Raw genomic sequence first — 13,945 nt, forward strand, 5'->3', positions numbered from 1 at the left:
GGGCTTTTTATTGACCAGAATTAGGATACTTCCATGCCTTGGCTTAGAGGTGGAACTGTTGCCGTCAACAATGGATCAACAACCGTTGTCGGCACGAATGCAGATTTTGCTGCGAATGCAAAAAACGGTGATGCGTTTGTCGGTCCTGACGGTGCGAACTATGAGATTGGCAACGTAGCTAGCGCGACTGTCATCTCGATCATTCCGGCTTATAAAGGGCCAACAGCCAGTGGCGCTGCCTACGCCATCATGCCGGTGCAGGGCTATCCCAAGGCACTTGCCGACGCATTCAGCGATATCAATCGTCAGTGGGGAGCAAAGCTTTCCGCGCTCGGCACCACCGGTAATTACGAAGTTCTGCCCATATCGAAGGGAGGAACGGGCACTTCAAGTTTGAGTACTGATGCGGTCCCCGAAGGGTCTACCAACAGATACTTTTCCGGCAGCAGAGTGCTAGCGTCCTTGTTGGAGGGATTGAGTACAGCCAGCGCAGCCGTAATCGTTGCGGGTGATAATGTTCTTTCAGCACTCGGGAAGCTTCAGGCGCAAATAACCGGTAGAGCGCTCAAGGGCAATAACAACGATATTACTGGTCTGTTAGCGACTGCCTACGTTCGCACAAGCGGCACAACCAATGTGGCGCAAGGTCAGGGGCTTTATCAGCTTTGGAATACCGGCGCGGGTGGGTTGGTCGGATCGGGTGATTGGGTTTGCAACCAAGGTGGCGGTACGGGCGGCTTCAGTTGGCGCTCTGTGAATCTAAATAACACCGCGACCGGCCCCACCATGACCTACACCTACGCCGGGAATCTGAATGTTCCAGGTACCGTTAGCCAAGGTTCGGACCGTCGCCTGAAGACAAACGACGTTGAAATTCTCGATGGCCTTGATCGAATCCTGCAAATCCGCCCGGTCGAGTTTGACCGTCGTGACTTCCTTGACTCCACTGAATACCCCCACCATGAAGTGGGGGTAATCGCTCAGGAGCTTTTCGAGATCACACCGTTGCTGGTCACTCCGGCGGATTCGCAAAATGAGCAGGACATCTGGCGCGTGAATTACACCGGCCTGATTCCCTACCTGGTATCGGCTATTAAAACTCTAAAGGCCGAACTCGATGAGCTGAAGTCAACACCTCAATAGAGCCATCGGTACAACACCAAACCCGCCATCGAGCGGGATTTTTTTTGCCTGGAGAAAAGCATGACCGTCACTGAAAGAGAACGCGACATTCTTGCCCGCACGCTATGGGGCGAGGCGCGCGGAGAAGGCACGGCCGGCCAAGTGGCCGTGGCGTGGACGATCCGCAATCGTGTGTTCGACGGAAAGGAGAAGTCATGGTGGGGAGAAGGCTACGCGGGCGTGTGCCAGAAGCCGTGGCAGTTCAGTTGCTGGAACAAGACCGACCCGAACTATCAGTTCCTGATCGGCGTGAAACAGATCCCGTCCCGCGAGCTGGCGCAGTGCCGGGTCGCGGCTGACCAGGTGATTGACGGCAAGGTGCCGGATCCTACCGGCGGCGCCACTCACTATTACTCCACCACTATGCCAAGGGTTCCGACTTGGGCCAAGGAAGCGACTCAGACGCTAAAGCTCGGTTATCACATCTTTTTCAGAGACGTCCCGTAAGCGAGATTTCCTGTAAGAATTTGAATCTAGGTGATATTCCCACGGTATAAGTTACAAATATCGCGTCGATAGATGCGCAGTAAATCTACATAATGACCACAAGCTTTTTAGACTGACATACATACAGCGCATTTCCTTTTGGAATCTCTAGAGCGATTGCGTAAGCTCCCGGTACAAGCGCTGTAGTGTCTAAAACAAAGTTATACCCTGAATTAGTAAGCTCCTTGTTATTATAGGCCTTAGCTACATCAGGACGGTCGATTCGCACAGGGTCCTTGGCAGTTGCTTCGCCTTGTGCGCCAGTTAGGCGTATTTGCAGGTTTTGCGCTGTAACTTGTCTGGCGTCGTCAAATGCCCAGCCCTGAATTTCAACTTTGCCTCGCTTAACATATACAATAGCGTCGGGTTTTCCAGAAATTACATCCACGCTGCATTTATCTGTGCCATTCATAGTTACGGTTTTACTCACAGTGTTGTCGTCGCAGCCTGAAAGAAAGACCGCTGTGAGAGACATAAAGGCTGCCGCACTGATTTTGCTCATGGTTTTCATGTTAACCGTCTAGGCCTGAAAATGGCGCATTCTACGTCAATCCATCCCATTTGTTATCTTTGGCTACGCCTTATTGACGACCTATCCCCTCCGGGATTCTTGCGACTAACAGCCTTGAAAGAGCTTTAATCGTACGTTAGCTCTGTCAGCTAATCGCCTGCGTTGCGTGAGCGCAGTCTGCTTATCCGGATTATGTACGCTATTCTCGCTCCGCCTTCTCATTGAGCAGTCGCTGGTTCTCATGGAGCGGACGGTCACACTGGTCTGCGACCTGCGTGAGGTTCCTGACTTGGCTGAGCAACTCCGTGCTCTCGCTTTGTATGCAGGCAATTTCAGACCTTCGGTCAGCCAGTTGCGAGCGCAGCGCATCTCGCTCGCCGGCAACCTCGTTATTCATCTCCACCAATCTGAAAATTTTGTGCCGAGCCTGGCGCAGTTGTAGGTTCAGCTCCGCAACTTCGTTCTCGTAGAGCAGGGTTTGATGCCGGCAGGTTTCGATTGGCGTTGGGCTTCCGAGCCAATCGTCGGTGTCTTCTATATAGAGGGGGTCCACGGGAATGCCTTGCTGAGTACTGTTTGTATATACAGTAATCGACCCGCGGCGGGTGGACGAGGGTGACGCGACGAGCTGCATTGAGAGGCGGGTGTCGGCCAATTGCAGTCCTTCGCGAGAGGCATTAACCGGCCGAACAAGACGGTCGCACAAGCGCTGCGCACACTGGCTTCCGTCTATAGGGCAATGGGTAAGACGCGTTCATGATGAGACTCCATTCCATGACGATCTAATTGCATTTGCAATCATATTGAGGCGTGCAGTATGGTGCAAGCATGACGGAACGCACGGAGATTTTCGGAATATGATCCGCTTTTCCAGCTTCAGCAAAACACCAGATACCCGCCTTGCCGCTCAGGCCTGCATCGATAAAATCCGAACCCCGGCACAGCAACACACCGCTGGCTTCTCCTCTCCGCTCTACACCATGATCGATATCGCCAACCGACTGGAAAGGGATCCGGGAACGGCCAAGCATGTCTGGGTCATCCGGTCCGACAAGCAGTCTCAAGTCGAGAGCTGTCACACACGTATCAGCGCCTGGCCTCTGCGCTTTAGCCCTACTGCCTGCGCCAGCGAAAAACCATTGTTGTACCTGACCAGTTCTGCGACTTCAGCCGAACTTTACGCACTTTCAAACGAGTCCGCTCGCCGGGGCATTCTGTGCAATGACATAGAAACCCGGCCCTCCCGTTGGCCTAAAGGCGCTCACCCTTGGGTTCCGCTTTGGCTGGCCGCCAACCCGCACTGCCTGCCCTTTGACCCCGCCAGCGGTGCCGAAGCGCACGCCATTGCGCTAGCCGGGTTGCAAAGTTTGTATGTGGAAGGCAATGCCGGCTTCTATTACATGGCGCTTCACGATGAACCCGATGATTTCGTTGCACCCATCAACCACCTTAGTGCAAGCCAAGCCTTCAACGGCATGTACAAACTCAACGAGATTGGTGCAAATGCCGGGCAACCCCGGGTCCGCTTGTTAGGCGCGGGGCTGGCCTTGCGGTCGGTAGCCTCAGCGGCGCAGATGTTGCGTGATGACTGGGGCGTCGAAAGCGAACTCTGGAGCTGCCCCAGCTACACCCGCCTGGCCCGTGATGCAGACAAGGCACAACGCTGGAACCGAATTCATCCTGACATGCCGCGGCGGTCGTCGCATTTGCTCGACTGCCTGAGCGCCGATGATTGCCCGGTGGTAGCTGTGACCGGTTATGCCCAGCATGTCGCCGATCAGATCGGTAGGCATATCCAGGCACGATTCGTGGCGCTCGGCGCGGACTCAACCGAAACATCTTCGGGAAAATCGGTGGATAAACGCTGGATCGTGGCACTCGCTCTGCGAGCCCTGGCCCAGGAAGGTGTTATCCCGCAGGCGTGCGTCGAGCAGGCCATGGGGCGTTATCTGCTGCAATGACAGGACAACGCTCAGCGCGCTCGCCCACTGTTGCGCGCTGCCATTGCGGCCCGCTCAAGCGCGTCACTGAGGAATCGCTGTTGCTCGTCGTCGAACTGCGACAAAAACAACTCGTCCACCGCCCCTTCATAGATCTTCCACATTTTTTTACGCAACACTTTCCCGCTCTCGGTAATGGCGGCATACGCACCACGGCCGTCATCGCTTGCACGGCTGCGTGTGACCAGGCCTTCGATCTCCAGACGGTCCACCAACCGGGTGAGGTTGTAGCGCTCGATCGCCATCACGTCAGCCAATTCGTTCATGCGCCGAGTGCCGTCAGGGCCGCTTTCCAGGCCCCATAACGCGTCGTACCACGCGTAAGCCGGCAGCCCGGCGGCCGCCAGCCGACGCTCGATTTCCCGGATCAGGCAGCGGTGAGCCCTGACGAATCTGAACCAGGTATCCGGATCGCTTGAAGACATGCATCACCCTTTTCATGAAATCTATTTAGTTGCAATTGTAGCGTGCGGCAGGCTAAGTTCTCGCATGTAGTTGCAAATGCAACTACAAAAAATTCTTTAAGGCTGGCATCGACCCAACCCCCTTATTCAGGCACCCAACGACTCGGTGCTGCTGCACTGTTCAGGAGACGACGATGGCACAACAACCCCTGTTTCTCGACGAAGATCCACAAGAAACCCGTGAATGGCTCGAATCCATCGAATCGGTGGCGAGCGTCGAAGGACGTACCCGCGCCCACTATCTGATCGATCAGATGCTGGATTTCGATGCCAGCCGCCATGGTAATTTTTATGGGCGCGTCACCACGCCTTACGTCAACACCATTGCGGTCGACCGTCAGCAGCCCTACCCCGGCGACCTGACGATAGAGCGCCGGATCAATGCTTACATCCGTTGGAACGCTTTGGCCATGGTGCTGCGCGCCGGCAAACATTCGAACGTGGGCGGGCACATCGCTTCCTATGCCTCGGCGGCCATTCTGTACGACGTCGGCTTCGAGCATTTCTTCCGTGGGCGCACCGAGCAGTTTGGTGGCGACATGGTGTATATCCAGGGCCACTCTTCACCGGGCATCTACGGGCGCGCCTATCTGGAAGGTCGCCTGAGCGAAGAACAGCTGGACAACTTCCGCCGCGAGACTGACCGCGACGGTGTCTCGTCATATCCACACCCAAGGCTCATGCCGAACTTCTGGCAATTTCCGACGGTGTCCATGGGGCTTGGTCCGATCACCGCCGCGTACCAGGCCAGGTTCATGCGCTACCTCGAAGACCGTGGCCTGAAAGAACATCAAGGACGCAAAGTCTGGGCGTTCCTAGGTGACGGCGAAATGGACCAGCCGGAATCCCTGGCGGCGATTTCCCTGGCGGGTCGGGAGAAGCTCGACAATATTATTTTTGTCGTCAACTGCAACCTTCAGCGCCTGGACGGACCGGTGCGCGGCAACAGCAAGGTTATTCAGGAATTTGAAAGCCTGTATCGGGCAGCCGGCTGGAACGTTATCAAAGTGATCTGGGGCAGCGGTTGGGATGCCTTGCTGGAGAAGGACACAAGCGGCCTGTTGCGTCAGCGGATGATGGAATGCGTGGACGGCGACTATCAAAACTACAAATCCCAGAACGGCGCTTACGTACGTGAGCATTTTTTTGGCAAATACCCTGAGTTGCTGGAACTGGTCAGCGACCTGAGCGATGAGGACATCTGGAAGCTTTCTCGCGGCGGCCATGACCCGGAAAAAGTCTACAACGCCTACGCCGCCGCCATGCGCCACACCGTAGGGCCGACGGTCATTCTGGCGAAAACGGTAAAAGGCTTCGGCATGGGCGAAGCCGGCGAAGGCCAGAACATCAACCATCAGCTCAAGAAAATGGGTGAGGACGCGGTCAAAGCGTTCCGTGATCGTTTCGCGCTGGACCTCACCGACGATCAACTGGGCGACATGCCCTACCTCAAACCGGCAGCGGACAGTGTCGAGGCCCTTTATCTGCAAGCCAGGCGCACCCAACTGGGCGGTTACGTGCCTGCACGCTTCAGTGCGGTCGAGCCCTTGCAGATCCCACCACTGTCGGCTCTGGACAACCAGCTCCAAGGCACCGGCGAGCGCGAGATTTCCACCACCATGGCGTTTGTGCGCATCCTCGGCACTTTGCTCAAGAACCCGAACATCGGCAAGCTGATCGTGCCCATTGTCCCGGACGAATCACGCACCTTCGGCATGGAAAGCCTGTTCCGTCAGATTGGCATCCATTCCCACGTCGGCCAGTTGTACACACCTCAAGACGCCGGCCAACTGAGTTATTACAAGGAGGCGCGCGATGGGCAGATCATGCAGGAGGGGCTGAACGAGTCCGGCGGCATTTCTTCGTGGATCGCGGCGAGCACTTCGTACAGTACGCACGGCGTTACGACAGTGCCCTTCTACATCTTTTATTCAATGTTCGGCTTCCAGCGTGTCGGCGATCTGGCCTGGGCGGCAGGCGATGCCCGCGCCCGAGGTTTCCTGCTGGGCGCCACGTCCGGCAGGACCACGCTGATGGGCGAAGGCCTGCAACACGACGATGGTCACAGCCATGTACTGTCCTCAACCGTACCGTGCTGCGTGTCCTACGACCCGACTTTCGCCTATGAGCTGGCCGTGATCATCCAGGATGGCATGCGGCGTATGTATGTCGAAAACGAAGACATTTATTACTACATCACGTTGCTGAACGAAAACTACGCCCATCCGCCCATGACCGAAGGTATCGAGCAGGACATTCTTAAAGGCATGTATCTGCTCTCAGCCCCGGCGCAGCCAATCGAAGGCAAGCATGTACAACTGATGGGTTGCGGTTCAATCCTGCAAGAAATCATCGCCGCCGCGCAGTTACTGGAGCAGGACTTCGACGTCAGCAGCGAAGTGTGGAGCGTTACCAGCCTGACCGAACTGCGTCGGGACGGCCAGGACGCCGAACGCTGGAATTTGCTGCACCCTGATGAGGCGCCACGTATCGGTCACGTTGAAAGTTGCCTGCAAGATAAGCAGGGTCCGGTGGTGGTAGCGACTGATTACATGAAGATATTCGCCGACCAGATCCGCCCGTTCGTGCCCATGCGGCGCTTCGTGGCATTAGGCACCGACGGTTTCGGCCAATCGGATACCCGAGAATCGCTGCGCAGGTTTTTCGAAGTGGATCGTCACTTCATCGCGTTGGCGGCCTTGAAAGCGCTCGCCGATGACGGAGGGGTGCCAAGGGAAAAAGTAGCTGAGGCGATTGCGCTTTATGGGATTGACCCGGAGAAACAGAACCCAGCGAAAGTTTGAGTCTTATCTGTTGTAACTGCCTCCCACTGTAAAACGGGAGACGGCTTCTGGCCGCTGCCTTTGCAGCGGCCTTTTTATGGACTCTATTAACCTACCTGCTATTTCTTCGCGCAGATACGAAACTTCAAACCAGCCCCCCCTCAGCCCGGCGATTCGACAGTTTGTTTTTGAGGGGACCTCGGCAAACTCAAGCCAACAGCTCGGTGACCCACCGGGGCCTGCCGGGCGATATCCTGCACCTTCTCCTTGTTTGCGGCCCCTCGCCACAGGCAGAAAACGGCCAAGAGCGGACGGTCGCATTCGACCGCTTACGTCCCTTAGCCGTCATTGCGTCAATGGTTACCATGTGGCAGAAAACGCTCGGAAAACGTTTCTTCACTCGTGGCTGGTCCTGCCTGTAGACGTCGTACCCCATCGGATCTCAGCCAAGGCCGCCAAGTCACTTCTTCAATCACAACCGGAGCCGCTCGGCGGATTATCGTGGGAGTAGGCCAATTCCATCAGGAATTCTATTCCCGCCGATCGCTGCATCACGTCCCACTTGTCACTCGGGTCCATAGCCGGGTGCTCAAGCGCATCCCCGCCAGCGACAAGGTCTTGATCGGGAACAGCGTATCGAGTACCGATTCCGACGGGTAAATCGCCGGATTGTCGCGCAGATCAGGTGTGATGTACTCCAGCGCTGCCGCATTCCCGTTAGGGTACTTCACCGCATTGCTGATGTTGGCGATCACCTTCGGCTCTAACAGGTAGTTCAGGTAGGCATACCCATTCTGCCGGTGCGGAGCCCCCTTGGGCATCACTACCATGTCCACCGCCACGGTCGAGCCTTCACGTGGAATGCTGTAGCCCACATCCACTCCGTTCCCGGCCTGCTTGGCACTGCTCATGGCCTGTAATACGTCGCCACTGAAACCGATAGCCACGCAAATATTGCCGTTGGCCAGGTCGCTCACATACTTGGACTGGTGGAAGTAGCTGATGTAAGGCCGCACCGCCAGCAACGCCGCCTCGGCCTTCTTCAAGTCTTCTGGCTTCTCGCTGTGCGGGTCCAGGCCCAGTGTCTTGAGGGTGATGGATACGATCTGCGTCGGGTTGTCGAGGAAAGCCACGCCACACTGGCTGAGCTTCTGGATGTTTTCCGGTTTGAACAACATATCCCAGGACTGCGTCACCTCGGTGCTGCCGAAGATCGCCTTGATCTTTTCCACGTTATAGCCAATGCCGGTGGTCACCCACATGTACGGCATCGCGTATCGGTTGCCAGGGTCGCTGGCCTCCAGGATTTTCATCAGCTTTGGATCAAGGTTATGCCAGTTGGGCAGTTGGCCGCGGTCCAGCTCCTCAATGGCTCCCGCCTTGATCAGGCGCTGCAGGAAATGGTTAGACGGGCTAGCAAGGTCGTAACCGCTATTGCCGGTCATCAGCTTGGCTTCTGTGGTCTCGTTGCTGTCGATCAGGTCATAGGTGGTCTGGATGCCGGTGCGCCGGGTGAACTCAGCCAGGGTGTCATCGGCTATATAACCGCTCCAGTTGGCGATATTGACCCGCTCTTCAGCATATGCCACACCGGCCAGCAACGCCGAGGACAATAGGGCCATACAAGTATGTTTGATCATGGGTTTGCTCTCTTGTTCTTGTTTGCAAAGTAATTGAAAAATCAGCGTTCGCCCTGGGCGCGGCGCACTTCCCAGGCCATGCGAACGCTGGCGCCGAGGTCGAAAAACGGCCGTGGCGGTAGGTAACCCGGACGGGCCTGGCCAAGCACATCGCTCAGCAAAGCCGAGTCGGCGCCAATAGCCATTTCCACCAACAAGCGGCCCCACAAAGTGCCACGGGCGACACCGGAACCATTGCACCCGGCCACAGCATGCAGGCCGTCCTCGATCCGGGCGAAGTACGGCTCGCCGGAGCGGGTGCCACTGAGGTGGCCTGTCCAGGTGTATTCGAGATCGTGCGCCGCAATGCCAGGGAAGCGCTTTTGCAAGCCCAGCAGGTGCTCGCGCTGGCGCAGCGCGAGGCCCGCGGCATCAATATCGCGTCGGCGGTACTCCACGGTGTTGCGAATCAGCAGTCGGCGCCCTGGCAACAACCGCAAAGTGCAGCCCCCCGCCAAGGTGGACAGCACGCCCCAGCCCTGGTCGTCGAAGACTTGCTGCCAGTGCCCTTCAGTCAGCGGGCGGGTGATGCTGGCGCTCAGCTCAAGCGGGAAGGTACCGCTGCGCTTGAGCCTGACCCTGGGCAGGAACGCACCGACACACACCAGCACCTGGCGGGCCTGCACCTCACCTGCTTCGGTTAGCGCAGTCCAGCCTTTGCCGGGCCGACGGCGCAGGTCGGTGACGGCACTGTGCTCGAAGACTTCCAACTGCTCCGGCAAGCTGTCCGCCAGGCCTTTGACATAGCGCGCCGGTTGCATCAGGCCGTTGCCACCTGCGCAGTGAATGCCGCGGGTATAGAACGACGTGCCGAGCCGCTGCTGCAACGGTTGGCCATCCAGGAACTGCACCCGGGCACCCACGGCGGCCAGCGTTTCCAGGGTCTGCTCGACCTGCTGCAGATGCGCTGGCTGATGCACTGCAAAGTGATAGCCGTTTTCGCTGAGTTCGCAGTCCAGCTTGAGTTCGGCGACGCGCCGACGCACCTCTTCCCCCGCCGCCACGCCAATCCGCGAAGCGATCTGGTAACTGGCGAACCCCGCCGTACCGATCAGCTCACCTGCTCCCGGCAGTTCATGACTGACCACAAACCCGGAATTGCGCGCTGAAGCCCCTTGGGCGACGCGCTGGCGGTCGAGCAATACCACGCGTTGCGAGGGAAAGCGCCGCGCCAGGGTATGGGCAGCCGAGAGGCCGGTGATGCCGCCGCCGATGATCAGCCAGTCGACCTGCTGGACGCCCTCTAGGCGCGCTTTTACCGACGACTCACCGGCCAGGGCGATCCAGCCACAGTGGTTGTTCATTGTCCGTCACTCCTTCACAATCGATGCGCAGGCGTGATTGACCGATTATCCGCAAGCCCGCCATGTGTCTTTAATCTACGGGCATGAGGTCGAGCTTTCTAACGTTATTAATTCATCCGTCTATTCGGAATTTGCATGGATAGAAACTTTCGCGTGCCCTCACTGCAAGCCCTGCAGGCGCTGGTCCGAGTGGCTGATACCCATAGCTTCACCGAAGCCGCCCGCCATTTGCACCTGACTCAGAGCGCGATCAGCCGGCAGATCCAGCAGTTGGAGGAGCACTACCAAACCGTGCTGTTTGATCGAACCAGTCGCAAGGTCGCGCTGACGGAGCACGGCTGCGAGGTGTACAAGGTGGCGGGGGACCTGCTCAAGGCCCTTCGCACATTGGAGCAGCGGCTGGCACCGGCTCCGGACCGCCCTTTCCGCGTCCGTATTTTCGTAACTCTAGCGGTGCGCTGGCTGTTGCCGCGGCTGAGTTCTTTCTATGCGGCGAACCCCGAGCTCACCCTGTCCATCGAGACCGTCAGCGGAGAACTGGTGGACGAAGGCGGTGATTGCGATGCCTATGTGCTGTACCTGCCCGGCGGCCTGGACGATCGCCGGCTGACGCTATTGTTTGACGAATACCTAATCCCGGTGTGCGCCCCGCAGCTAAACGACGGCCGCGCCCCACCCAGTTCGACCGAGGCACTGGCGGGGCATTCGCTGATCCATGGCTCTACCTCACGCTATGAATGGAGCCTGTGGCTGAAGGCGCAACAAGACCCGCCTGGGCGTAGCTACCAGCATCTGCTGTTCAACCTTGACGACCTGGCCCTGGACGCCGCCGCCCGTGGCCTGGGCATCGCCATGACCGACCAGATGCTCGCCCACGACGCGATGGCGCGCGGCGACCTGGTGGTGCCCTTCGGCGAACCGCTAAGGACCGGTGGCGTGTATGCCTTGTGGCTACGGGACAGCGGCGTTGGGCACCCTGCGTGCCAGGCGGTGTTGAAGTGGTTTGAGGAGCAGGTGGAGCAGACGGTGCTGCCGGAAAAGCTTCTACGGTAATAGTTCGGGCGGAGGCCGAGCTGTTGCATGAGCGCCCGCCTGAAGCAGTGCTTGGAAGTAAGCAATTGACCGTCCGCTATGGGTCCAGGCTGTGTGAAAACGCGCTAAATACCTCGAAAACTGAGAGTCGCGAGGGTTGCCTATGGAATCAGCGGGCGGAAGCGCGAATTAGCTTAGTCAGTGACATAGACGTTCGTAATGCCGTTTGGGCCGCGTCAGCGGCCCAAACGGCTTCTAACTGGCAGGCCAAGCGGCTGGGTTCATGCCCTGATCGCCTCAATCAGTCCTGCGATGCCGAAGATGCTCATCATTCGTTTGAGGTTGTAGGCGAGCACATGAAGGCTCATCTCAGTGCTCACCCTCGGCAGGGTTTTCGTCAGGAAGTGGGTACTTCCCATCCAGTACTTGAGCGTTCCGAAAGGATGTTCAACAGTCTGTCGACGAACCCTCATCATCGCTGGATCATGTTCTAGCCGAACCTGTATCGCGTCGACTACAGCCTCATGTTCCCAGCGCTTCACACGGCGCTCCTTACCCGTCGTACATTGCTTTTGCATTGAGCAGGACTGGCAGCCCGAGAAGTAGTAACAATGCAATAACATGCCGTCTTCCATCGACGAATGCCGCCTGGTTAGTAACTGCCCCGCAGGGCATCGATACTCGTCCGACGCCGCAAGATAGATGAAGTCCTGCTTACCAAATCGGCCTTCGGCTTTGCTGCCAGATGTGAGGGGTTTCGGTACGAAGGTAATGATGCCGGCTTGCTCGCAAGCAAGGATTTCCAGACCTTTGTAATAGCCTCGGTCGGCCACCACCGTTAGCGATTCAGCCTCGATTTCTTCACGCGCTTGGTTCGCCATATTGCTCAGTTGCCCACGATCATTACCAACGTTGGTCACCTCATGGGCAACGATCAGATGGTGTTTGTCGTCGACAGCTGTTTGTACGTTGTAGCCAACCGTTCCGGTGCCTCGGCCGCTCGTAGCCATTGAGCGTGCATCTGGGTCTGTGAGGGAGATCTGCTGGTCTGGACTTTCGTGGAGCTGCGCCTCGATGTCCTTGAGTTTCTGCATCTGCTTTTTCAGTGTTTCTATCTTTTCTTTAAGCCGCTCTGCTTTGGCCTCGGCCACTTCGGGCGTTGCCCGATCCGCCGAATCCATCGCCGCCAGATATCGATCAATGCTCTGCTCGATCTGCTGCATGCGTGCCTTCACCTTGCCCTGAGTGAAGTTGCGGTCGCGATTATTGACGGCTTTGAATTTGCTGCCGTCGATGGCGATGATCGATTGGGAGAAGAGATTGAGGTTGCGACAAAGAACTACGAACTGGCGGCATACGCTGCGAATGGCTTTGCCGTTGTCTTTGCGAAAGTCGGCAATGGTTTTGAAGTCCGGAGCCAAACGCCCCGTTAGCCACATTAACTCGACGTTGCGCTCGGCCTCACGCTCAAGCCGGCGGCTGGACTGAATCCGATTGAAATAGCCGTAGATATAGATCTTTAGCAAGACCGCTGGATGATAGGCCGGACGACCCGTTGCAGCAGGATCAACACCTTCAAATCCAAGTGCCCCCAAGTCGAGTTCATCGACGAAAACGTCGACCACTCGGACTGGATTTTCTTCGGTTACGTAATCGTCCAAGCACTCCGGCAGCAGAGTCACTTGCGTCCGGGCCTCGCCTTCAATGAATCGCTTCATGATCGCCCCCCGATACGATCTAGACGATCAGAAGCTTAGATCATCCTCGCTGTATTTCGGCTTTTGGCCTTAAAGCTAAGCTTGCTTTTCATCTGGATTGAGGACATTGCCGGTGGGGATTGGACATAAATTGGCGAGCTGGGGAACAATGGATTTACCCATGCAATTGACTGCCGCAAAGTATTTACGGCCGCTTGAATGGGACAACCTTGCGTGACATTCGCAACAATACTCGTCGTGGTATTGGCCATCAGGTTTGAAAAATAGTTTGGCCTCGTTGAGGTCGGTTATTAAAAATCCTTCAGATTTCAAAATTTGTTCAAAACGATCACGTAATGAAGAGAGGGCGGTGGGAAGGTGGGGATGACTGCGAAGCTCCTTCGGGTATGGGGTCGCACTCAGTAGATCCACCGTCGCGATAGGCTCCCCGGTTACTTTGAGCGCTTGCAACAGATGTGGGTGTACGTACGACAGACCGCTGGCAGCGTGATGCGCAATACTTTGACAGACACTACTGAGGCGGCGACGGGAAGGCATTCATTCTTCCTGATTTGGTTTGCGAGCTGCGTCGAGCTGCTGGATTCCTAGAGACTATATGGTGCCTCAAAACCTGGACAAATGCCCCCATGGCCGAATCGTTATAAAAATGTGTTTTCACACAGCCTGGGTCGATTGCAGCCCTTCGTTACAGGCAGCAATCGGCCAGAAGCAGCCTCTGTGTCCGACGCGCAATTACCGGCCGAGAGTGGCCATTCGATCTACTTTCCGGACACCATAAAGACGGGC

At 57.0% G+C, this 13,945-nt stretch carries 12 protein-coding genes; 5 read left to right on the forward strand and 7 right to left on the reverse strand.

Annotation, left to right across the window (positions count from 1 at the left end; all coding sequences use genetic code 11):
* The first annotated feature begins 33 nt into the window (after window positions 1-33).
* Together ACA061_RS10030 and ACA061_RS10035 are read left to right on the forward strand one after the other, a co-directional pair.
* Window positions 34-1,143, forward strand: coding sequence for a tail fiber domain-containing protein (locus tag ACA061_RS10030; protein WP_497301349.1), 1,110 nt, complete (start codon window positions 34-36; stop codon window positions 1,141-1,143).
* 60 nt (window positions 1,144-1,203) lie between these two features.
* Window positions 1,204-1,629 carry a cell wall hydrolase gene (locus ACA061_RS10035; RefSeq protein ID WP_497301350.1) on the forward strand — a complete coding sequence of 142 codons (426 nt, stop codon included), beginning with the start codon at window positions 1,204-1,206 and terminating at the stop codon, window positions 1,627-1,629.
* 85 nt (window positions 1,630-1,714) lie between these two features.
* Here the strand turns inward: ACA061_RS10035 and ACA061_RS10040 are convergent, their stop codons facing one another.
* Together ACA061_RS10040 and ACA061_RS10045 are read right to left on the reverse strand one after the other, a co-directional pair.
* A complete protein-coding gene (locus ACA061_RS10040; RefSeq protein ID WP_497301352.1) occupies window positions 1,715-2,179 on the reverse strand; it encodes a hypothetical protein in 465 nt (154 codons plus the stop codon).
* A 199-nt stretch (window positions 2,180-2,378) separates the two neighbouring features.
* Window positions 2,379-2,834 carry a hypothetical protein gene (locus ACA061_RS10045; protein ID WP_497301353.1) on the reverse strand — a complete coding sequence of 152 codons (456 nt, stop codon included), beginning with the start codon at window positions 2,832-2,834 and terminating at the stop codon, window positions 2,379-2,381.
* Between the two features lie 202 nt (window positions 2,835-3,036).
* Here ACA061_RS10045 and ACA061_RS10050 point away from each other — a divergent pair, with 202 nt between their 5' ends.
* Complete coding sequence (locus ACA061_RS10050; protein WP_497301354.1) at window positions 3,037-4,140, forward strand: transketolase-like TK C-terminal-containing protein; 1,104 nt, start codon at window positions 3,037-3,039, stop codon at window positions 4,138-4,140.
* 11 nt (window positions 4,141-4,151) lie between these two features.
* Here the strand turns inward: ACA061_RS10050 and ACA061_RS10055 are convergent, their stop codons facing one another.
* Window positions 4,152-4,604, reverse strand: coding sequence for a MarR family winged helix-turn-helix transcriptional regulator (locus ACA061_RS10055; RefSeq protein WP_497301355.1), 453 nt, complete (start codon window positions 4,602-4,604; stop codon window positions 4,152-4,154).
* A gap of 173 nt (window positions 4,605-4,777) precedes the next feature.
* Between ACA061_RS10055 and aceE the strand changes: the two genes are divergently transcribed.
* Window positions 4,778-7,447, forward strand: a complete 2,670-nt coding sequence (aceE, locus tag ACA061_RS10060; RefSeq protein ID WP_497301356.1) for a pyruvate dehydrogenase (acetyl-transferring), homodimeric type — start codon at window positions 4,778-4,780, stop codon at window positions 7,445-7,447.
* 530 nt (window positions 7,448-7,977) lie between these two features.
* On the opposite strand, the gene ACA061_RS10065 is transcribed toward aceE, so the two are convergent.
* Both ACA061_RS10065 and ACA061_RS10070 read right to left on the reverse strand, forming a co-directional pair.
* The gene (locus tag ACA061_RS10065; RefSeq protein ID WP_497301357.1) at window positions 7,978-9,066 is read right to left on the reverse strand and encodes a polyamine ABC transporter substrate-binding protein; all 1,089 of its coding nucleotides are present in this window, start codon (window positions 9,064-9,066) and stop codon (window positions 7,978-7,980) included.
* A 41-nt stretch (window positions 9,067-9,107) separates the two neighbouring features.
* Complete coding sequence (locus ACA061_RS10070; protein WP_497301358.1) at window positions 9,108-10,409, reverse strand: NAD(P)/FAD-dependent oxidoreductase; 1,302 nt, start codon at window positions 10,407-10,409, stop codon at window positions 9,108-9,110.
* Window positions 10,410-10,544: 135 nt separating this feature from the next.
* On the opposite strand from ACA061_RS10070, the gene ACA061_RS10075 reads away from it, so the two are divergent.
* Window positions 10,545-11,462, forward strand: coding sequence for a LysR family transcriptional regulator (locus ACA061_RS10075; RefSeq protein WP_497301359.1), 918 nt, complete (start codon window positions 10,545-10,547; stop codon window positions 11,460-11,462).
* A gap of 260 nt (window positions 11,463-11,722) precedes the next feature.
* Here the strand turns inward: ACA061_RS10075 and ACA061_RS10080 are convergent, their stop codons facing one another.
* Both ACA061_RS10080 and ACA061_RS10085 read right to left on the reverse strand, forming a co-directional pair.
* Window positions 11,723-13,159 (reverse strand): IS1182 family transposase, encoded by a 1,437-nt coding sequence (locus ACA061_RS10080; RefSeq protein WP_497301360.1) that lies wholly within the window; start codon window positions 13,157-13,159, stop codon window positions 11,723-11,725.
* 75 nt (window positions 13,160-13,234) lie between these two features.
* The gene (locus ACA061_RS10085) at window positions 13,235-13,696 is read right to left on the reverse strand and encodes a hypothetical protein (protein WP_497301361.1); all 462 of its coding nucleotides are present in this window, start codon (window positions 13,694-13,696) and stop codon (window positions 13,235-13,237) included.
* Window positions 13,697-13,945 lie beyond the last annotated feature (249 nt).

The organism is Pseudomonas sp. LBUM1668 (assembly GCF_059695715.1).